The sequence below is a fragment of the Azospirillum rugosum genome (assembly GCF_017876155.1).
Taxonomy (GTDB): Bacteria; Pseudomonadota; Alphaproteobacteria; order Azospirillales; family Azospirillaceae; genus Azospirillum; species Azospirillum rugosum.
The window spans coordinates 185,597-205,163 of the sequence record NZ_JAGINP010000013.1 but is presented as its reverse complement, the minus strand read 5'-3'; the positions used below and the strand labels follow the sequence as shown (position 1 = coordinate 205,163).

Here is a 19,567-nt window from a genome sequence, read left to right as displayed (position 1 = left end):
AGCTACGCTTCCCGACCGGTCCGCTCCTCCACCCACTCGTCCATGGCGTCGGCGACCACGCCGGCGACGATGCCGGTGACCGATCCGGCCAGCAGGTCGGTGGCCCAATGACGCTCCGTCGCCAGGCTCGACCAGCCGACGGCGGCGGCGAAGCCGACCCCCGCGACGGTGACGGGCGACAGGCCACGGTTCAGGGCGACCACGGTGGCGACCGCCGCTGTCGTGGTCGCGTGGCCCGAGGGGAAGGAGGCGTGCTTGCCGTCCGCCTTTCCCCAGCGCGCCGGGTCGCGGCCCTGGTTGGGGCGGGCGCGGCAGACGATCCGCTTGCCCGCCTTCGTGGCCATCGCCCCCAGGCCGATGGCGAAGAGGCCCTGGCGCGCCAGCCGGGACAGGGCCGGCGACTGCGTGGCGCGGCCGGCGGCCCACAGCCCGGCCAGCAGCGGCAGCAGCACCTTGCGCGAACTCGGCACCTGAAGGCCGTCGCGCAGGGATGGCGCCTCCTCCCCCAGGGCGACCGCCTTGCGGTGGGCCGCCTCATCGAGGGCGCTCATGCGACGCAGCACCTCGTCCCCGAACTCGTCCACGGTCATGAACCGGTTCTCCCAACCTGATGGCCCGCCTGCGTCGGGCGGCGGTGCATCAACAGCCCCGCTGGCGTTTGGTTGCGGGGCCGCCCCCCGGCTTTGGCAATCGCCGACCGTCGGGGGGCATGGAGCCGGGAATGGTCGGCGATTGCCAAAAGACGCCCCCCGGGGACGCTTGGCAATCGCCGACTCCCCCCGCATCCACCCCCTTGTGCCGAGTCGCGAATCGCAAGGCCGATCAAGCGCTTGGCAATCGCCGACCAGGGGTCGAGTCGCCCGGATTCCCACACCAAGACTTGGCGAACGCCGACGCGGGCCTTGGCGATCACCGACGGAATCCCGAGTCGTCCCCTGGCAATCGCCGACCTAGCAAATAGACTCCGGCAATTAGGTCTCAATTAGCCTCGTCGGCGATCGCCAAATGGACTCTCCGGCCTGTGCATGTTCGACTGCCGGAAGACTGGACCGGAGGATTGGGACCGATGGGCGACGTACACCAACTCATCATGACGCACGGCCGGCGCGAGGCGCGGAACCTCGTGGACCCGAAGCGCGCCAGCGTGGTGGATGTGGCGGCGGCGGTGCTGGAGGACGAATCCAACGCGCTCGGCATCACCTATTCGGGATTCTGCCTGACCAGCCTGCCGCACCGGAAGCTGGCGCCGGACGCCGAGTGGCGCCGCGACCAGGGCCGCGTGACCCTGCTGGTGGAGCCGGGCAAGGAGCGCAAGCGCGACGGCAGCCTGACGCCGGTCGGCGTGCCCTATGGCGCCAAGGCGCGGCTGATCCTGCTGTACCTGCAGACGCGCGCCATCCAGGACAACAGCCGCGAGATCGAGCTTGGCCGGTCCATGAACGACTGGCTGGACCGCATGGGCGTGTCGGCCGGCGGCTCCACCTACAAGGCGGTGCAGGAGCAGGCGACCCGCATCAACCTGTGCCGCCTGACCTTCTTCTGGGACAAGGACGGGGCGGAGGGCTTCGCCAAGGAGAACATCGTCAACGGTGGCATCCGTCTGCGCGACGACGATGGGCAGGGCACGCTGTGGCGCGAGACGGTGCAGCTGTCGGAGACCTTCTTCGCCGCGCTGAAGCGGTCCCCCGTGCCGATCTGGGAGCCGGCGATCCGCCACATCGGCGGCTGTTCCATGGCGATCGACGTCTATGTCTGGCTCGCCTACCGGCTGCACGTGCTGCGCGACCCGGTGCCGGTGACCTGGAAGGCGCTCTTCACCCAGTTCGGTGGCGGCTACAAGGAGCTGAAGCACTTCAAGCCGGAGTTCCGCGTCGCGCTGGACTTGGCGCTGGCCGTCTACGAGGCGGCGCGGGTGGAGATTTCCGATACCGGCGTGCTGCTGCACCCCTCCCCCCCGCCGATTCCGGAGCGGAAGGCGATCAGCCGGTGATGGTTGCCGGTGATTGCCAACCCCCGTAAGGGCGTCGGCGATTGCCAAGCTTGAGGTTCTGGACGTGAGGTGAAGGGGGGAGTCGGCGATTGCCAGGGGCGTGAGGGATTGGCAATCGCCGACCAGACGTACCCTCCTACTGGTCCAGTTGGACCTTCTTGCCGTCCTTCCAGGCCCAGACGACGTAGCCGGGCTTGGTCACGTCGCCCTTGTCGTCGAAGGACAGGGTGCCGATCACCGTCTCCACCGGGTTGGCGTGGAGCGCGTTCACCACCTCGTCGGGCTTGGCGCTGTTGGCCTTGCCGACCGCCTGGGCGTAGGCCTGCACCGCCGCGTAGGCGAACAGGGTGAAGCCCTCGGTGCGCAGGTTCTTGGCCTTCATCGACTCGACCACCGGCTTGGCGGCGGGGTTGGTCTGCGGGTCGGGCGGGAAGGTGAAGAGAGTGCCCTCCGCCGCCGCCCCGGCGATGTTCCAGAAGGTTTGCGGCTGGATGCCGTCGGCACCGATGATCTGCGGGTGAAAGCGCTGTTCCGCCATCTGGCGGGCGATCAGCCCCAGTTCCTGGTCGTAGCCGCCGTAGTAGAGCACCTGCACGCCCTGCGCCTTCAGCGACGCCACCAGAGCGGCCTGCTCCTCGTCCCCGCTGGCGGTGGTGAACAGGGTTTCCTTGATGCCGGCGGCGTTCAGGCGGCGCTTCACGTCCTCGGCGAGGCCCTGCCCGTAGGGCTGCCGGTCGTGGACGATGGCGATGGTCCGGTCCCGGAAGCGGTCGGCGATCAGCGCGGCGGCGACCTCCCCCTGCTGGTCGTCGCGGCCGCAGACGCGGAAGACGGTGCGCAGGCCGCGTTCCGTCAACTGCGGGGCGGTCGCGGTCGGCGAGATCATCGGGATCCCCGCCTGCGCGTAGACGGTGGAAGCGGCAATGGCCGCGCCGGAGCAGACAGGACCGATCACCACCGCCACCTTCTGCGCGACCAACCGGTTCGCCACCTCCACCGCCTGCCGCTCGTCGCAGGCGTCGTCGGCGACGGTCAGGACCAGCCTCTGCCCGAGAAGGCCGCCGTGCGCGTTGATGTCGGCCACCGCGGCCTCGGCGCCCGAACGCGCCTGACGGCCGTAGATGGAGGCGGACCCGCTCAACGGGCCGGCGAGCGCGACGGCGATGTCGGCCCGCGCGGGCATGGCCCCCAAGCCGGCCCCGAGGCTCGCGCCCAGGCACATCAGGGCGAGGGCCGTCGCCCGCGTTGCGCGCTTCATGGTGTGTGGCCTCCTCTTTCAGCAACGATACCGTAACAGAACGGTCATCAAATGCGGCGGGGGGCGCACACAATCAAACGGGTCGGGGCGACACAACGTCGAAACCGCATGGGCAAACCGGAAGGGCTGACGGTCGCCCGGCGCATGGCGCACGGGCCCCCTTGCACGGTCACCCGGCCAGGGCGGGCAACTCCGCCCCGGCGCCGGCCAGCGCGTCGGCGACGGCGCGTTGCAGGTCGCCGGCCATCACCGGCTTGTGCAGGACGCGGAAATTGCCGGCCTCGGCCTCGGCCAGCCGCTCCGGCGCGGTGTCGCCGGTCACCAGGATGCCGGGGACGGACCGCCTGACCGCGCGGCGAACGTCGCGGATGATCTCCGTTCCCGTGCAGCCGCCGTCCAGGCGGTAGTCGGTGACGATGACGTCCGGGGCGCCCGCACTCTCCACCAGGGCCAGCGCCTCCGCGCAGGTTTCGGCGGCGACCACGTCATGGCCCCACTGCATCATCATCATGCGGAAGCCTTCGCGGACGATCGGGTCGTCCTCCACCACCAGGATGCGCGGTCCCGTCCGCTTCGGGGATGCCGGCGAGGGCGGGGGCGAGGGCGGAGGCGAGGGCGGGGGCGAGGGCGGGGGCGGCTCGGCGGAGGGACAGCCGAGCCGGTCCGGCAGCGGTTCGTTCGGCGGTTCGGCCGCAGGCGCCGGGGCCGGGGCCGGCGCCACCGCGACCAGCGGCACCTCCACGCGGAAGACCGACCCCTTCCCCGGTTCGGAGCGCAGCGTGATCCGGTGGCCGAGGATGCCGGCCATGCGGCGCACCACGGCCAGCCCGAGGCCCAGGCCCTGGTCGCGGTCGCGGCTGGCGTTGCCGACCTGCACGAACTCCTGGAAGATGTCGTCCTGCCGGTCGGCGGGAATGCCGATGCCGGTGTCCCACACCTCGATCCGCAGCACCGCGCCGTGGCGTCGGCACCCGACCAGGATGCTCCCCTTCGCGGTGTAGCGCAGCGCGTTCTCCACGAGGTTCTGGAGGATGCGGCCCAGCAGCATCGGGTCGCTGTCCACATGGGCGGAGCAGGGCATGATGTGCAGGACCAGCCCCTTGCGCACCGCCACCGGACGGCTGTTGGCGGCGATGCGGTCCATCAGCTCCGCCACCGGGAAGACGGTGCGGTTGGGCTCCACCGCCCCGGCCTCCAGCCGCGAGACGTCCAGCAGCCCGTCGAGCAGCATCTTCAGCGCGTTCAGCGCGCGGTCCATGGTGCCCAGCACCTTGCGCGTCGGGGCGTCGCTGGTGCGGGCCGACAGCACCTCCATCAGCAGCAGCAGGGACTGCACCGGCTGGCGCAGGTCGTGGCTGGCGGCGGCCAGGAACTTGGACTTGGCGACGTTGGCCCGGTCCGCTTCCCGCCGCGCCTCGGCCAGGGCGGCCTGGGCGTTCTTGTGCTCGGTGATGTCGCGGACGATGGCGATCAGGCTGACCAGCCGCCCGGCATCGTCGCGCACGGGCGAGGCGCGCAGCTCCAGCCACACCGCACCGGGGTCGGGGCCGGAGCCAGGACTGGAGGCCTCGCCGGACGCGCCGGAGTGACGGAATTCAACCCGCGTGTCCTCCGCCGCGGCGATGCCCTCGCGCAGAGGCTGGATGATCGACGGGTCGCCGATCGGCCCCTCCAGGATGCCCAGCACGCGCCGGCCGAGCGCGCCGCCCGGCTCCAGGTCCATCAGCCGCTCGAAGGACGGATTGGCGTAGACCACCGGGGTTCCGGGCCGGGTCGCGTCGGCGACCAGGATGCCGTCGCCGCTCCAGGCCATGGCGCGGTTGCGGATGCGCAACTCCCGGTCGCCGCTGCGGCGGCGGGCGAGTTCCACCAGGAAGGCGGTGGTGAACAGCAGGATCACCAGGGTCGTCGTCCCGGCCCAGGCGATGGACAGCACGCGGTTCTGGCGCCAGGGGCCGAAGATCGTGTCGACCGATTCCCCGACGATGGTGATCACCGGATAGTGGGAGGACAGGCGGTAGGCGGTGATGCGCTCCACCCCGTCCACCGGGCTGACGGCGCGGGCGTTGCCGATCGGCGACTTGGCGAGTTCCGGCCAGATCCAGGAGTTGGCGAAGGTGCGGCCGACGACCTCCACCTGCCCGTTCTGGCGCGCCAGGATCGGGCCATCGGCGCGGGCCAGCGCCACCGTGCTGCCCGGCGGCAGGTTCAGCCCGCGGTAGAAGCGCGACAACGCCTCCGCCGGAACGTCGGCGACGGCGATGCCGCGGAACCGACCGTCCGGCGTTTCCATGCGGCGCGACACCGGGATGAACACCTCGCGGGTGCCCGGGCTGACGAACGGGGCGCCGATGACGAAGCCCTTGCGCACGCCCTTGGTGTGGCCGCCTTCCCTGTGCAGGCGGAACTCGTCGTGTTCGACCAGCAGATCGCGGGTGTTGGCCCGGCCCACCGCCAGGGTCAGGCGCCCGGCCTCGTCATAGACGCGGATGGAGGCGGCCAGCTGTTCCTCGGCGTAGCGCCGGGCGGGGATGCGCAGCGGGTCGTTCTTCTCGAACTGGTCGGCGATGTCGACCAGCACGTCGTCCAGGCGCCGGAAGGTGGCGACCGCCTGCTCCTCCACCAGCTGGGCGAGGACGGCGGTGTGCTGCCGCGTGGTCTGGTCGAGGAAGCGCTCCTCCCGGTCGATGCGGTCGAGCAGGGTCCACCACAGCGCCGCGATGGCGACCGCGACCGCCGCCGCGGGAAGCACCAGACGGGCGTCAACGCTCTTCAGGAAGGTGATCGCGCGCAACAAACCCGTCCCCGGATACAGCCTGACGCCACACTGGCGGAGCAACTATGCCCCTAGCAATGATCATATTAGCGCATCCTACCTCCTGTGGGTGGAACATCCTACGGCTTTTGCCGGCTTCCCACCCGGGGGACGGGCGGGTATACCCGCCCAACCCAAGAGTTCAAGCCCATGAGTTCACGCCCATGAGCTTCGCCCGCGCCATCGCCACCGTCGGCGGCCTGACCCTGCTGAGCCGCCTTGCCGGCTTCGCCCGCGACATTTTGACGGCGGCCGTCCTCGGCGCCGGGCCGGTGGCCGACGCCTTCTTCGTCGCGCTGAAGCTGCCCAACTTCTTCCGCCGCCTGTTCGCGGAGGGCGCCTTCGGCGTCGCCTTCGTGCCGCTGTTCGCCGCCGAGCTGCAACGCAACGGCCGGGCCACCGCCGTGGCCTTCGCGGAGCAGGCGCTGGCGATCCTGCTGGCGGCGCTGCTGCCCTTCACGGCGCTGGCCATCGCGGCCATGCCCTGGCTGATGCACGTCCTGGCCCCCGGCTTCGCGGACGAGCCGGCGAAATTCGACTTGGCCGTGGCCATGGCGCGGCTGACCTTTCCCTATCTGGCGCTGATCTCCCTGGTGGCTCTGCTGGGCGGGGTGCTGAACGCGCTGGACCGCTTCGGCCCCTTCGCCGCCGCGCCGATCGCCTTCAACCTGACGCTGATCGCGGCCCTGCTGATCGCCCCGCGGCTGGGGCTGGATTCGGGATACGCCATGGCCGCGGCGGTCACCCTGTCCGGCGTGGTGCAGGTGGCCTGGATGGCCTGGGCCTGCCGGAGCGCCGGTGTCACGCTGCGCCTCGTCCGGCCGCGGCTGACCGAGGGGATGCGGCGGCTGTTCCGGCTGGTCGGGCCGGGCGCCATCGGCGCCGGGGTCATGCAGATCAACCTGTTCCTGAACGTGGTGATGGCCTCCCTCCTGCCGTCGGGGGCGGTGTCCTTCCTCTATTACGCCGACCGGCTGAACCAGATGCCGCTGGGCATCATCGGCATCGCCATCGGCACGGCGCTTCTGCCCGTGCTGGCCCGCCACGCCGCCGCCAGCGACGAGCCGATGATCCGCCATTACCTGAGCCGCGCGGTGGAGTTCAGCCTGCTGCTGGCCCTGCCCTCCGCCATCGCGCTGGGCGTGGCGGGGGAGCCGATCGTCGCCGTGCTGTTCCAGCGCGGCGCCTTCGGCCCGGCCGAGGCGCAGGCGACGGCCTGGGCGCTGGCCGCCTACGCCATCGGCATCCCGGCCCACGTTCTCGTGAAGTCGCTGAACGCCGCCTTCTTCGCCCGGCAGGACACCAGCACCCCGGTGCGCGTCGCCGTCATCGTCACGGTCGCCAACGTCGCGATCGGGCTGGCGCTGATGCCGGCGCTGGAGCATGTGGGCATCGCGCTGGCCACCGGGCTGACCGCGTGGCTGAACCTGGGCCTGCTGGCGGCGGCGCTGCACCGGCGCGGCTTCCTGCACCTGGACGACCGGATCCGGCGCCGCGCGCCGCGCATCCTGGCGGCGGCGCTGGGCATGGGGGCCGGGCTGCTGCTGGGGGCCGCGCTGCTGGCGCCCTGGCTGGAGGCGCCGGCCACGCTGGTGCGCTTCGGGGCGCTGACCCTGCTGGTGGGCGGCGGCGTGGCGCTGTTCGCCGGGCTGGCGCAGCTGCTGGGCGGCACCGACCTTGCCGACGTGAAGGCCTTCCTGCGGCGCGACACCCCGGAATCGGTGCCGCCCGCGACTTGACCCGGCCCGGTTCCGGGGCGATAACTCCGCCCTTCCAGACGTTTTCGAGCGAGAGAACCCCGTGAACCGCATCTTCTCCGGCATGCAGCCGACCCGGCAGCTTCACCTCGGCAACTATCTGGGGGCGCTGCGGAACTGGGTTGAGCTGCAGAACACGTACGAGTGCATCTTCTGCGTCGTCGACCTGCACGCGCTGACCATCGACCAGGACCCGGAGGTCCTGCGCAACAACATCCGCGAGGTCACGGCCGCCTACATCGCCGCCGGCATCGACCCGGAGAAGAACATCCTGTTCAACCAGTCCTTCGTCTCCGCCCATTCGGAGCTGGGCTGGATCCTGTCCTGCCACACGCCGCTGGGCTGGCTGAACCGCATGACGCAGTTCAAGGAGAAGGCGGGCAAGCAGAAGGACATGGCCAACCTCGGCCTCTACTCCTACCCGGTGCTGATGGCCGCGGACATCCTGCTGTACAAGGCGACCCACGTGCCGGTCGGCGAGGACCAGAAGCAGCATCTGGAGCTGTCGCGCGACATCGCCGGCGCCTTCAACCGCCGCTACGAGACCGAGTTCTTCCCGCTGCCCGAGCCGCAGATCCTGGGCGAGGCGACGCGCGTGATGAGCTTGCGCGACGGCACCAAGAAGATGAGCAAGTCGGACGAGTCCGAATATTCGCGCATCAACATGACCGACGACGCGGACACCATCGCCACCAAGATCCGCAAGGCCAAGACCGATCCGGAGCCGCTGCCGGACAGCGTCGCCGACCTGGAGAAGCGTCCGGAGGCCGACAACCTCGTGACCATCTACGCCGCCCTGGCCGGCCAGACGCGCGAGCAGATCGTCCAGCAGTTCGCAGGATCCCAGTTCTCCGGCTTCAAGGCGGCGCTGGTCGACCTGTCGGTCGCCAAGCTGGCCCCGATGACCACGCGCATGAAGGAGCTTCTGGCCGACAAGGGCGAGATCGACCGCCTGCTGCGCAAGGGCGGCGAGCGCGCCCAGGCCATCGCCGAGAAGAACCTGAACGACGTGAAGGACATCATCGGCCTTCTGCGTCCGTAATCGGGGACCGACACCATGACGGCCCCCATCCTCCTCACCGGCTTCCAGCCCTTCGGCGACAACGCCGTCAACCCGACGGCGCTGCTGATGGAGCGGCTGGCCGGGGAGCCGGGGGTCGTCACCGCGGTCCTGCCGGTCGAATACGACGTCTGTGGTGCCGCCTTCGCCACGCTGGTGGAGGAACACCGGCCGGCCGCCGCCCTGTGCTTCGGGCTGGCCGGCAATTCCGACTACATCAAGGTCGAACGGCTCGCCTGGAACCGGGACGAGAGCGACAAGCCCGACAACGCCGGGGTCGTGCGCACCGACTCCCCCATCGAGCCGGACGGCCCGACCGCCTACGGCTCCGCCCTGCCGATCCCCATGGTGATGCGCGAGCTGGCCATCGCCGGCCTGCCGGTGACCTTCAGCGACTTCGCCGGCGGCTTCGTCTGCAACCACCTGTTCTACCGGGCGCGCCACCTGATCGAGACGCGCGGGCTGGACCTGCCCATGGGCTTCATCCACCTGCCGCCGCTTCCCGAGCAGGTCGCCGGCCAGTCCGGCCGCGTCGGCCTGCGGCTGGAACGCCAGGAACTGGCGGTGCGGACGTTGGTGGGGCTGTTGCAGCAGGGGCTGGGCGAGACGGCGTAGAGCCGTAGGTTGGGTGCAGGCGCAGCCGGAACCCAACAGCATCGCCCTTGCGGCGTGTGTTGGGTTGCGCTGCGCTCCACCCAACCTACGCACTACGAAATTGTTGGTTCACGCCGACTTGGCGGGGCGGAAGTCGCGCGGGCTGACGATGGCGCGCAGGTCTTCCAGGAACGCGCGCCCCTGGTCGGTCAACGTCACGATTTTGCGGCGGCGCTCGCGGGGGTCTTCCTGGGCCTGGACGAGGTCCAGACCGGCCTTCCCGAAGCTGTGCCAGCGGCTCAAAGCCGCGACGTTGCGCGAGGCGGAGGATTGGGCGATGCCCAGGCGTTCCGCAAGCTCGCCGATGGAAATCCCTTCGTTCTGCGCGATCGTCATGAAGGACAGCGCGTACTGGATCGGCAGGTCGGGATCGAGCTTGCGAAACGCCTCGAGCACATGGACGACGGTGGTCACCTCGTCAGGACGAACGCGGGCCGGCATCAGCGAGCCCCCCTGGCCGAGGACCCCATCGGGCCGGTGTGTAGATGATGTGCAGGCGTCCAAGCCATATCACGAATTCCCCGTTTTCCCGCCGGACGTCGAAGAACTGGTCCGGAGAAGCCCAAAGGGCGTGCTCAACGAAGACGGAACGGCCGCAAAAGCCCCAAAAGACACTCATCGCTTCCTCTCCCTATGCGGAATTCCCGTTCAAACCCTGCGCGTTGAAGGGCGTTGTCGTTAAGGTTGCGGCCGATAGCTCGCATGGACGGGTCGCCATGTCGGCGGGTCCAGCTGGTGGGTACGATGGCTTTCATCGTGGTCTCCGTGGGTTGAAAGGATGTCGGTTGTTCAGGAAATCCGACGGGATCCGGTATCGCCCGTCAGCGGTAGGCTTGCAAGGTCAAAAATGACCGGGCTTCCGAAAAGTTCCGTTCGCGGATGTATTCGGGCGCGCAAGAGCCGGCCTCGGTCTGCGTCAGCCCGATATCGCGCCGGAGGTGGTCGCACAGGTGCTCCGCCCCGGCCGCGGGCTCCCCGCCCGGGTCCAGCCACTGCCGCCGCAAAGTGCTCCACAGCGTCTGCATGGGATCCTTCCTTTCACAGTCATCGTGTTCATCGTCGTGCCCGCAAGGCTCTTGCAGGTGTGCAAAACATCCGCCTTCGGATGCATCAAGTCAACACCGCTGCGCCCGGACGGGAGAGGGTTGCGCACGCCACCGGGCTGCGCGCAATCAAGCGAACGTTTCGCACCGCGGGCGCGCAACACCGCCGTGAGGGTCGCCACGGGGTTGCCGCGTGGTGCTCGGGATAGACGACCGACTCGGAACCCTTGCACGAATGTGCATGTTGGAGTGGCTTTCCGCCCCATGGGTACAGCCGAAGTGAACGGCAGTCATCAAAAAGGGAAAAGGATTCTCCATATTAGAACTTGATGATCATCGTGCGCCAACCTGAGTTGATGTGATCCCGTTGATAATATTTAACCTAGGTTAGTGACATCCGCCTTGGCGATCATTATCGTCCGGCTTTTTTTGCCCGTCACTAAGCGGACAATCTTGAAAGATTATTTCGCGCAAGTATTCCATAGCTTCCGCTTGTGTTTCCGATGGGTTTCTGATGGAATTTTTCCAGACGATCCCCAGTTAAACACCCGACGCAACCGCTTCGATCCCGGATGATGAGCTTGCCTGCAACGACTGTCGCTTGCCGATGACCCAGACCGTCGACCTGACCAACTGCGACCGGGAGCCGATACAGTTCCTGGGGTCGATCCAGCCCGAGGGATTCCTCGTCGCGGTCTCCACGGACTGGATCGTGCAGCACGCCTCCGCCAACGTCGGCGCATGGCTGGGGGTGGAGGCCGACGCGATGCTTGGGCAGCCGCTGGTCCTGCAGGTCGGCGAGGAGGTTCTGCACGCGTTGCGCGGGCGGCTGCAGCTGGCCCTGCTGAACGATTCGGTGGAGCGCATCTTCCGCATGCGGTTCAGGCCGGACGGCCCCCTGCTCGACGTCGCGATCCACATGTCCGGCCAATCGATCATCATCGAAGGGGAGCCCAGCGAGCCCGGCGGCGACCTCGACGGCAGTTCGATGGTGCGCGCCATGATCGGGCGGCTCCAGCGCGCGCCGACCTTCGACCACTGCTGCCGCGAGGCGGCGCGGCAGCTGCGCATGCTGACCGGGTTCGACCGGGTGATGGTCTACCGCTTCGACGTGGACGGCGCCGGCGAGGTGATCGCCGAATCCACCGCGCGCGGCGTGCCGTCCTACCTCGGCCTGCGCTACCCCGCGTCCGACATCCCGGTCCAGGCCCGCGCGCTGTACGAGCGCAGCTGGCTGCGCTGCATCGTCGACGTCGACGCCGCGCCGTGTCCGATCCTTCCCCCCGCCGGCCCGCACACGCCGCCGCTCGACCTGTCGATGAGCGTGCTGCGCAGCGTGTCGCCGATCCACTGCGAGTATCTGCGCAACATGGGCGTGGCCGCCTCGCTGTCGGTGTCGATCCTGCGCCGCGGCAAGCTGTGGGGCCTGTTCGCCTGCCACCATCTGGCGCCGCACCGCCTGTCGCTGGAACGGCGCACGGCGGCGGAGCTGTACGGGCAAATGTTCTCCTTCCTGCTGGAAAGCGTGGAGCGCGACCGCGAGGCCGCCTACGAGGCCGACGCGCGGCAGCTGCACAACCGCCTGATGGCGCTGATCGCCGAGAACGCCTCGCCCATGGAGAACCTGGCGGAGCTGCGCGAGGAGATCGGGCGCTTCATCCGCAGCGACGGCGTCGCCATCGTGCTGGGCGGGCAGATCGCGCTGCACGGCTCCACCCCGACGCAGGACGAAATGCTGGGCGTCATCCGCGCGCTGAACCGGGCGCACGCCAGCACCGTCTTCGCCACGACCGAGATCGCGCGGGTGCACCCGCCGGCCGCCGACTTCGCGATGCGGGCCGCGGGCATGCTGGCCATTCCCGTGTCCCGCAAGCCGCGCGACTACATCATCTTCTTCCGCAAGGAATCCTGGCGCACCGTCACCTGGGCCGGCAACCCGGAAAAGCCGGTGGAGCCCGGTCCCAACGGCGTCCGCCTGACGCCGCGCAAGAGCTTCGCGGCGTGGAAGGAGACGGTGCACGGCCAGTCCACCCCCTGGTCCGACGCCGACCTGCGCATCGCCGATTCCCTGCGCGTGACGCTGATGGAGGTGGTGCTGCGCCTCGCCGACCTCGCGGATGAGGAACGGCGAGCGTTCCGCGCGCGGCAGGAGCTGCTGATCGCCGAGCTGAACCACCGCGTGCGCAACATCCTGGCGCTGGTCCGCGCCCTGCTGGCGCAGAGCCGCACCGCGTCGGACAGCGTGGAGGAGTTCGCGGACATCGTCGGCGGCCGCGTCCAGGCGCTGGCCCGCGCCCACGACCAGCTGACCGCGGTGAACTGGCAGCCGACCCCGCTGCGCGCCATCATCCACGCCGAGGTCGCCGCCTATCTGGGCGGCAAGGTCGACCGCGTGCACATCGAAGGGCCGGAGGTGCTGCTGTCGCCTCAGTCCTTCTCCGTCGTAGCACTGGTCCTGCACGAACTGGTGACCAACGCCGCCAAGTACGGCGCCTTCGCCGACCGGCGGGGGCAGGCCGACGTCCGCTGGTGGATGGAGGACGACGGACAACTCGTCCTGACCTGGCGGGAATCCGGCGGCCCGCCCGTCCAGGCGCCGACGCGCCAGGGCTTCGGCACCACGATCATCGAGCGGTCCATCCCCCACGACCTGAAGGGCGAGGCGGAGGTCACCTACGCCCTGTCGGGCCTGCGGGCGCGCTTCGCCATTCCCGCCCCGCACGCCACGCTGGCCCCCACCCGGGAAGCGGCCAAGCCGCAGGGCAGCCACGCGGAGGTGGCGGAGGACGTGCGCGTCGACGGGCCGGTCCTGCTGCTGGAAGACAACATGATCATCGCCATGAGCGCGGAGGACCTGCTGCTGAAGCTGGGCGCCGCGCGGGTGGATTCGGTGGCCAGCGTCCGCCAGGCGCTGATGGCCATCCAGGCCGAGGCGCCGGCGCTCGCCCTGCTGGACGTCAACCTGAACGACGAGACCTCCTTCCCCGTGGCGGAGCGGCTGCGCGAGCTGGGGGTGCCCTTCCTGTTCGCCACGGGCTACGGCGAGACCTCCGTCTTCCCGCCGGAGTTCCACGACACCATCGTGCTGCGCAAGCCGTATGATTCGGAGCAGGTGCGGAAGGCGCTGGCGGCGCTGCGAAAATCCGGGGGGTGACGGAGTCCGGTTGTCAGGCCGGCGCCCGCAGGACGAAGACGACCCGGGCGGCGGCGTCCCCACCGGCGTGGACCGCGACCTCCGTGAGACCGGGCGGCCAAGCGACGCGCGCCGTGCTCGCCGTGGTGACGTTCCCGACCTCGACCCCGTCGCCGCCGACCGCGATGCGGCAGGTCACCCGCAGGGGCGGCAGTCCGGCGGGAGGCGCCTCCCCGGCCGCTCCGCCGTAAACCTCCACCGCGATCTCCCCGTCGCTCGCCGCGCCGACCACGACGCCTTTCGGGCCGATCCAGGGGAACGGCCCGAACTGCGCGGGGTAGGAACGGCGGTCCTCATGGTCCCAGAGCGCCACCTGCCCGTAATGGATCAGGTGCGATCCCTCGTGAAGCCGCTTCATCCTCTAAACCCTCAATACCGGCACTGATAAACGCCGTTGCCCAGGTTGATGATCGTCAGACCGCCCGTCGGCAACGGATTTGGGGCGGGCGCCGGCCCATTGTAGAGAACGGCCGGCACGTTCGACGTCGTGACCCGGAATTGCGTGCCGTTGTTGATGGCGTTGGCGGTGTAGAAGGCGCTCAGGGCGCCCCCCTGCGTGCTGTTCTCGAAAGCCGGCACGATCATCACGCCGCTCAACACGTTGTTCACGGGCGCGTTGCCGCCCTGCGTGCTGCTGGCGAACGGATACTCGTCGCACGACCAGGAGATGGCACCGGCGGCGTTGGCCCCATTGAGAGCCGTCACATTGGCGGCGGCCGGACCGCAGGCGGCGGTCCGGTTGGCGGTGATCGTCGCCTGCGTGGTGGTTCGGTTCAGCAGGGCCGGACGGCCAGCCTGCTGCGCACTCCAGATGTTGTAGGAAATGCAGGGAAACACGTTGCCATCGAAATTGATCACGGGTTGCGCGATCGCCATCCCAGGCAAAAGACACAGAAAAGCAATAATGATCCCACGCACCATGGCGCACTCCATCAATAATATATGAGCAGCAATGGCAGCAAATTGCATTTGTATGCCGCACTATGCCGCAGGGAATTTCTTTTAATTGGCGAGCAAGCGGCATGAAAACCGCCAACAGACGAAGAAATTGGCGTTGTGTATCAGAGATATGGACGATGACTATTTATGATATTGGCCGTCAATCTACGGCGATCTCCCTGGTCATCGGCATGGCCGATCCTGAACCGGGATGACGGTGCGGCGCCCTGGCCGGGCCGGAATCCTTGTTTCCTGGACAAGCCCGCCCGGCTTCGCCAAACAGATAGGGGTATGGAGCCCGCTCATCCCCTTTCGCCGGCCGGACGGTCCCCCGCCGCATGCGTGGCGGCCGCCCTCCTCGCCACGCTCCTGGCTGCCCTGGCCCCGGCGCCGGCGCGGGCCGAGGCGCGCTTCGTGCCCGGGCCCTGCTGGTTCACGGTGCCGGACGGCGAGGCGGCGCTGTGCGGCACAGTGGCCGTGCCCGACCGGCGCGACCGGCCCGCCACCCGGGCCTTCCGCCTGCCGGTCGCCGTGCTGCTGTCCACCGCGAAGCAGCCCGCCCCCGACCCGGTCCTGTTCATCGAGGGCGGGCCCGGCGCCTCCCCCTTCGGCGCCGGCGAGGCGGTGGAGGAGCGGATGGAGGCCTGGTGGGAGCTGTCGGCCCCCTTCCGCCGCACGCGCAACCTGGTGCTGTTCGACCCGCGCGGCGTCGGCCGGGCGGAGCCGGACACCGACTGCCCGGATCTGGACGTGCTGGGCGCCTCGCCCCGGCCGCGCCCGGTGTCGCGGGAGCGGCGGGCCGCGCTGGAACGTGCGGCGGTCGCCGCCTGCGCCGACCGGTTCAAGGCGGCCGGGCTGGACAGCGCCATGTTCACCACCCCCGTCGCCGCCGATGACGCCATGGACATCGCCACCGCGCTCGGCGCGCAGCGGGTCAACCTGTTCGCCGTGTCCTACGGCACGCGGGTGGCGCTGGAGGCGATGCGCCGCTACGGCCCGCGGGTGCGCACCGCCGTGCTCGATTCGGTCTACCCGCCCGACGTCAACGCGGTGGAGGATGCGCCCTGGCTGGGCAGCCGGGCCTTCCGGCGCCTGTTCGACGACTGCGCCGGCAACCGCGCCTGCCGCGCCGCCTACCCGGACCTGGAGGGCCGCTTCCAGACGATGGTGGAGCGGCTGGAGAAGGCGCCGGTGGACGTGCCGGTCGGCGACGCGGCGGTTCCGCTGGCGGTCCGGCTGGACAGCGCCGGCGCCATGGCCGCCCTGCTGGAGGCGATGGCCGAGGGCGACCCCGTCCCGCGCCTGCCGGCGCTGGTCGACCGCGCCGCGCGCGGCCGGTACGAGCGGCTGGCCCATTGGGTGCCGGCCCCCTGGCTGGGCGATCCAGACACGGCGGAGGGGGTGGCCTTCTCCATCGAATGCCGGGAGACGATCAACCCCGCCGACCCGGTGAAGCTGGCGGAGAACGCCCGGCGCTTCCCGCCCTTCGGCGCCATGAGCACCGACGATCCCGGCCGGCGTGTCTGCGCCCAATGGCCCGCCGCGGCGCAGGAGGCGGCGGAACGGCTGCCGGTGGCGAGCCCCGTGCCGGTGCTGCTGCTGTCCGGCGCCTACGACCCCCTGACCCCGCCGGAATGGGCCGAGCGCGCCGCGTCCACGCTGCCGAAGAGCCGCCATCTGGTCTTCCGCAGCGCCGGCCACCTGGTGAGCGGATCGGAGGACTGCGCCACCGCCGTCGCCGCGCAGTTCGTGGAGCAGGAATCCCTACCCCCCAACGCCTGCCCCAACGCCGCCAAGCCCCCGGGGTTCGAGGGGCCGTAGGCGGGGTAAAGCAAAAAGATCACCACAGAGACACGGAGACACAGAGGGTTTGATTCTCTGTGTCTCCGTGTCTCTGTGGTGAAAACGTCCGCGCTACGGCTGCGTTCGTTCGGGCTTGCGCAGGCCGCGTTCCTCGAACTCCTCGTCCACTTCCTGCTCGACCTTACGCTCGATCTCGCTTTCCAGGCAGTCCGCGGTTTTTGCGACGGTCTGCGCGGCGATCTTCTCGAAGCCGGTTTTGACCTTCTGGAGTTCCTTCTCGGACTGTTCCTCCAGGTTGATCAGGCCGTTGCGCGCGGCCTCCGTGGCGCGGATCAGCTCGTCGAGCTTCAGCTGCACCGCCTGGGTGTCGCGGTTCTGGGCGTTCTGGATCAGGAAGACCATCAGGAAGGTGACGATGGTCGTGCCGGTGTTGATGACCAGCTGCCAGGTGTCGGAGAAGTGGAACATCGGGCCGGTGATGGCCCAGACGATGACCGTCCCCAGGGCCAGGACGAAGGCGCCCGGCTTGCCGGTCTGGCGCTCCGTCCAGCGGGCGAAGCGGTAGAAGACGTCACTGAGCATTCGGCTGGCCTCCGGCCAAGCATTCTTGTGTCGCCACAAGCCAACGCCCGGCCGGAGGAAAAGTGCCGTTACGAACCCTGGCTCAGCACCTCGGCCAGCGCCCGGTCGTGCTGGTTGCCCCCGACGATCAACTGCATGGAACCGGTCGGGACCTCCACGCCCAATTCGTCGAAGCGCTTCTTCATGCGGCGATTGAACTCGCGCGACACGCCCCACTGCTTGGTCGGGCGGGTCTTGAAGCGGGCGGTGATCAGCTGCGTGCTGTCGGGCTGGAACTTGTCCAGGCCCATCACCTCCAGCGGGGCCAGGATGTCCGGCGTGAACTGCGCGTCGGCCTGGAGCCCCTGGCCGATCTCGGTCAGCAGCGCGATGACGCGGTCCGGATCCTCTCGGTAGGCGATGCGCACCTCGAACAGGGCGTAGGAGAAGTCCTTCGACATGTTCTTGACGGTGGAGACCGAGTTGAAGGGCACCGAATGCACGGCACCCGACGAATCGCGCAGGCGGATGGAGCGGATGGACAGCGCCTCCACCACGCCGGAATGGCCGCCGCCCACGTCCACCACGTCACCGACGGAGATGCTGTCCTCGAACAGGATGAACAGGCCGGTGATGATGTCCTTGACCAGGGTCTGGGAGCCGAAACCGACCGCCAGACCAACCACGCCGGCACCGGCCAGCAGCGGCGCGATGTTCACCCCAAGCTCCGACAGGGTGATCAGCGAGACCATGGTCACCAGCACCACGAGGAACGCGTTCCTCAGTAAAGGCAGCAGCGTGCGGACGCGCGCGCTGCGCTCGATCCGCGCGCCGTTGCGGTCGGTGGAGGCGAGGAAGCGCTCGATCATCGAGCTGACGATCTCCCACGCCGCGATGGAGCCGACCAGCAGCAGGCCGATGGTGACGGCGCTGCGCACGATGCGCTGGCCGAGCGGAGTCTGCGTCCAGGCCAACGTGTCGATGCCCCAGCCGTACAGGATCATCATCAGCGCCACGACCCAGATCACCGTCTTCACCACACGGTGCGCGATGGGGATGTAGAGATTGGCGCGCTCCTGCAATTGCGGCAGGGCCTCGCGCGTTTCCGCCTTCATGCGCAGGCCGCGGCGCAGGCCGCGGTTGGTGACGTTGACCAGCAGCCGGGCCAGAGCCGCCACCAGGATGGTGATGCCGGTGGCCCGCGCCAGATACTCGAAGCCGCCGTAGACGTTCAGCACCCAGACGCCGAAGGTGACCACGACGTAGACGATGGCCAGCACGTGCCAGACGTCGGCGAAGCGGCGCCGGGCGGAGCGCAGCACGGCCCCCTGCCCTTCCGATTCCCGCGCGGCGGTGGAGGTGGGGTCGCCGTCGCCGGACAGCGGGTTGCCGTGCATCCACTCCGCCACCGTGCGGCGGTTCTGCAGGATCAGCGCGATCGTCATGCCGGCCAACGCCAAGCCCAGCAGCTTCAGCAGCGCGCCGTAGGCGCCCAGCGGCAGGCCCAGCACATAGGCGCCCTCCGCCAGGAAATAGCCGTAGATGCCGACCGCGGCGAGGCGGCGGATCCACAGATAGAGGCGCCGCGTGTTGGCGTCGCCCATCTGCACCAGCCGCAGGTTCGGCGCGTCCGGCGCGATCAGGATGCGCACCACCACCATGACGACCTGGAGGATCACGGTGGCGTTGATCACGGCCAGCGCCACCAGCCGCACGCGCGGCCCCGGCTCGCTGACCGACAGGATGCCGTAGCCGACGACGATGAAGGCGGCGATGGGCGCCAGCTCCATCAGCGCGCGGCCGAGCAGCAGGGGCAGGCGCACCAGCGTCGTGGTGCCGCGCCGCGCGGCGAGCGCCGCGCGCGGCCGGGACAGGAGCCAGCTGATGAAGCGCTCGATCACGCCGCCGGCCACCAGGATCATGGACAGCTGGATGGCGATCTGCACCCAGCGGTCGCGGGCGGACTGGTCGGTCATCTGCCGGTTCGCCCACTCCACGGCGCCCGGCAGATCCTTGAACACGTTGCCGACCTGGACGAGCTGGCGGCTGAGCACGTCCATGCGCTGCGCCAGGAAGGACAGCGCCGTGGCGCCGATGGTCTCCGGCAGCGGGGTGGCCGGCGCCTCGGCGGCCTTCGCCTGGTCCAGCCCCTTCTGCGCGGCCATCAGCGCCTTCAGCTGCTCGACCAGCCGGGCGCGGGCCGCGGGGTCTTCCAGCGTGACGATCATGCCCTGGAGCTGCTCCGGCGTCGGCTCGCCCGACGCGGCGGGCGCCGGCGTTCCGGAACCGGCGGGAGCGGGAGCGGCGGGCGCCGGGGCGACGGCCTGCGCCAGGGCGGGGCCGGCGGCCAGCGCCGGGGCCGTCATCGCAAAGCCGGTGACCAGCAGCAGGAGGACGGCGGCGAGGCCGACCGTCCATCGCCCGCCCATCCGTCGAGTGCTTGTGCGAAGCATGCCTGTCCTATCCATCATGTCGAAGTCGTCGCGGCCCCCCA

At 69.6% G+C, this 19,567-nt stretch carries 15 protein-coding genes; 6 read left to right on the top strand and 9 right to left on the bottom strand.

Going from position 1 to position 19,567, the window contains the following annotated elements:
• Positions 1-2: 2 nt before the first annotated feature.
• Complete coding sequence (locus J2851_RS18815) at positions 3-590, bottom strand: phosphatase PAP2 family protein (RefSeq protein WP_209767955.1); 588 nt, start codon at positions 588-590, stop codon at positions 3-5.
• Between the two features lie 476 nt (positions 591-1,066).
• Here J2851_RS18815 and J2851_RS18810 point away from each other — a divergent pair, with 476 nt between their 5' ends.
• Positions 1,067-1,990: a replication protein RepA gene (locus J2851_RS18810; RefSeq protein ID WP_209767954.1), complete on the top strand. Its 924-nt coding sequence runs from the start codon at positions 1,067-1,069 to the stop codon at positions 1,988-1,990.
• A 136-nt stretch (positions 1,991-2,126) separates the two neighbouring features.
• Here the strand turns inward: J2851_RS18810 and J2851_RS18805 are convergent, their stop codons facing one another.
• On the bottom strand, positions 2,127-3,248 hold the full coding sequence (locus tag J2851_RS18805) for a branched-chain amino acid ABC transporter substrate-binding protein (protein WP_246500761.1): 1,122 nt from the start codon (positions 3,246-3,248) through the stop codon (positions 2,127-2,129).
• A 169-nt stretch (positions 3,249-3,417) separates the two neighbouring features.
• Positions 3,418-6,042, bottom strand: coding sequence for an ATP-binding protein (locus J2851_RS18800; RefSeq protein WP_246500760.1), 2,625 nt, complete (start codon positions 6,040-6,042; stop codon positions 3,418-3,420).
• Positions 6,043-6,227: 185 nt separating this feature from the next.
• Between J2851_RS18800 and murJ the strand changes: the two genes are divergently transcribed.
• The 3 genes from murJ to J2851_RS18785 all read left to right on the top strand — a co-directional run bounded on the left by murJ (position 6,228) and on the right by J2851_RS18785 (position 9,495).
• Complete coding sequence (murJ, locus tag J2851_RS18795) at positions 6,228-7,802, top strand: murein biosynthesis integral membrane protein MurJ (protein ID WP_209767952.1); 1,575 nt, start codon at positions 6,228-6,230, stop codon at positions 7,800-7,802.
• A 61-nt stretch (positions 7,803-7,863) separates the two neighbouring features.
• Positions 7,864-8,862, top strand: a complete 999-nt coding sequence (trpS, locus tag J2851_RS18790; RefSeq protein ID WP_209767950.1) for a tryptophan--tRNA ligase — start codon at positions 7,864-7,866, stop codon at positions 8,860-8,862.
• 15 nt (positions 8,863-8,877) lie between these two features.
• Positions 8,878-9,495 (top strand): pyroglutamyl-peptidase I, encoded by a 618-nt coding sequence (locus tag J2851_RS18785; protein ID WP_209767948.1) that lies wholly within the window; start codon positions 8,878-8,880, stop codon positions 9,493-9,495.
• Between the two features lie 108 nt (positions 9,496-9,603).
• Here J2851_RS18785 and J2851_RS18780 read toward each other — a convergent pair whose 3' ends face one another.
• Entirely contained in the window at positions 9,604-9,975 is a 372-nt protein-coding gene (locus J2851_RS18780) for a MarR family winged helix-turn-helix transcriptional regulator (protein ID WP_209767946.1), read from the bottom strand.
• 380 nt (positions 9,976-10,355) lie between these two features.
• Positions 10,356-10,559, bottom strand: a complete 204-nt coding sequence (locus J2851_RS18775; RefSeq protein WP_209767944.1) for a hypothetical protein — start codon at positions 10,557-10,559, stop codon at positions 10,356-10,358.
• A gap of 625 nt (positions 10,560-11,184) precedes the next feature.
• Between J2851_RS18775 and J2851_RS18770 the strand changes: the two genes are divergently transcribed.
• Positions 11,185-13,731: an HWE histidine kinase domain-containing protein gene (locus J2851_RS18770; protein WP_209767942.1), complete on the top strand. Its 2,547-nt coding sequence runs from the start codon at positions 11,185-11,187 to the stop codon at positions 13,729-13,731.
• 13 nt (positions 13,732-13,744) lie between these two features.
• Here the strand turns inward: J2851_RS18770 and J2851_RS18765 are convergent, their stop codons facing one another.
• Positions 13,745-14,128 carry a hypothetical protein gene (locus J2851_RS18765; RefSeq protein ID WP_209767940.1) on the bottom strand — a complete coding sequence of 128 codons (384 nt, stop codon included), beginning with the start codon at positions 14,126-14,128 and terminating at the stop codon, positions 13,745-13,747.
• Between the two features lie 11 nt (positions 14,129-14,139).
• Positions 14,140-14,691, bottom strand: a complete 552-nt coding sequence (locus J2851_RS18760) for a NucA/NucB deoxyribonuclease domain-containing protein (RefSeq protein WP_209767938.1) — start codon at positions 14,689-14,691, stop codon at positions 14,140-14,142.
• Positions 14,692-15,051: 360 nt separating this feature from the next.
• Between J2851_RS18760 and J2851_RS18755 the strand changes: the two genes are divergently transcribed.
• Positions 15,052-16,530 (top strand): alpha/beta hydrolase, encoded by a 1,479-nt coding sequence (locus J2851_RS18755; protein ID WP_307419666.1) that lies wholly within the window; start codon positions 15,052-15,054, stop codon positions 16,528-16,530.
• Positions 16,531-16,623: 93 nt separating this feature from the next.
• Here the strand turns inward: J2851_RS18755 and J2851_RS18750 are convergent, their stop codons facing one another.
• Both J2851_RS18750 and J2851_RS18745 read right to left on the bottom strand, forming a co-directional pair.
• Complete coding sequence (locus J2851_RS18750) at positions 16,624-17,094, bottom strand: low affinity iron permease family protein (protein WP_209767935.1); 471 nt, start codon at positions 17,092-17,094, stop codon at positions 16,624-16,626.
• 68 nt (positions 17,095-17,162) lie between these two features.
• Entirely contained in the window at positions 17,163-19,526 is a 2,364-nt protein-coding gene (locus J2851_RS18745; RefSeq protein WP_246500759.1) for a mechanosensitive ion channel domain-containing protein, read from the bottom strand.
• Between the last annotated feature and the right edge of the window lie 41 nt (positions 19,527-19,567).